General features: G+C 31.3%; 1 protein-coding gene. It reads left to right on the top strand.

Translation table 11 applies throughout. From position 1 onward, the window contains the following. Positions 1 to 228 precede the first annotated feature (228 nt). Positions 229 to 1269: an IS110 family RNA-guided transposase gene (locus BUB80_RS23205; protein ID WP_073298106.1), complete on the top strand. Its 1041-nt coding sequence runs from the start codon at positions 229 to 231 to the stop codon at positions 1267 to 1269. Positions 1270 to 1338 lie beyond the last annotated feature (69 nt).

Here is a 1338-nt window from a genome sequence, read left to right as displayed (position 1 = left end):
TCTCGTATGTTTGTATTTATAAATATAAGTTACTTTAAAGAATAAAACTATGAGGCAGCAGAAATATTTTGTGAGAGGTAATTTTTATAAATATACCGGAAAAAGAAAGATTCTCTGTCTCTAAGTTTCTTTAAAATCTGAACAGTACTTAGGAAGTTTTTACATTCCGTATAAATGCGAGAAAAGATTACAAGAAACTGCAGTTTTTTCCAATTAAAATTAAACATTATGGAAAAGCAATGTATTGGTATTGACATTTCAAAAGATTATCTGGATTGTTGTTTTGGAACTTCAGACAGTTCTCAAAATCAAAAATTTGGGAAGAGTAAAAGATTTAGTAATGACTATTGTGGATTTAAAGAATTATTGCAATGGTCGGATGAGCAGAATGCCTCAGCCTCAAGACAAGTGTATTATATAATGGAAGCTACAGGTATTTATTATGAACATTTAGCCTATTTTTTAAATGAACATGATTGTAAATTATCTGTTCTTTTGCCTAATATGGTAAAGCATTATTCCCTAAGTCTTAATGTGAAAACCAAGACAGATCAAAAGGATTCAGAGGTTTTATGCAGACTAGGATTAGAAAGGAAGTTGAGTACTTGGAATATGCCTACTAAAATCATGCGTGATTTAAAATTTTTAAGCCGTGAATATCGTGAAGCCAAAGCTAAAATCACTCAAGCGAAGAACCAGCTTCATGCAAAACAATACAGTCATGACTGCCCTGCTACCACTCAAAAAAGATTAGAAAAACAGGTTTCATTATTAGAATTGCAAGTTTTGGAAATCGAGGCGGAACTTAGACTTTTAGCAATCTCTGATGCAGGATTTTATGATAAAGTTGAAAAAATATGCAGTATTCCTGGAATAAGTTTTATTACAACAATATGTATTATTGCAGAAACCAATGCGTTTGCTTTAATAACGAATGTAAGACAGCTGGCAAGTTATGCAGGTTTAGATATTCAACACAATCAGTCTGGGAATAAACAAGGTAAAACAAGAATATCTAAAAAAGGAAATAGTTTTATCCGCCACGCTTTATATATGCCTGCTCTATGTGCAACTAGGTTTAATCCATTAATGAAAGAATTTTATAATAATCTAAAAGACAGAAAGCCAGCGAAAAAAATAGCGGTGATAGCAGTAGCAAGGAAGTTGCTCATTCTAATTTATAAACTTTGGAAAAGCAATATGGAGTTCGATCCTAATTATAAAGAAAATAAAAAAGTAGACAGGATTGCACCTGCCTACACAGGATGAATAAATATTCTCCTTAAATAGTTTATACAAATATCTAAAAATATTTGGAAATTAGCACAGTACCTTTTG

It is taken from the genome of Chryseobacterium polytrichastri, assembly GCF_900142445.1.
Lineage (GTDB): Bacteria > Bacteroidota > Bacteroidia > Flavobacteriales > Weeksellaceae > Chryseobacterium > Chryseobacterium polytrichastri.
The sequence above is the reverse complement of the archived record's forward strand: the minus strand, read 5'-3'. Positions and strand labels throughout refer to the sequence as shown.

Bases quoted from the DNA above. Each gene is read 5' to 3' on its own strand.
- BUB80_RS23205 (WP_073298106.1), top strand. From the start codon at position 229: ATGGAAAAGCAATGTATTGGTATTGACATTTCAAAAGATTATCTGGAT.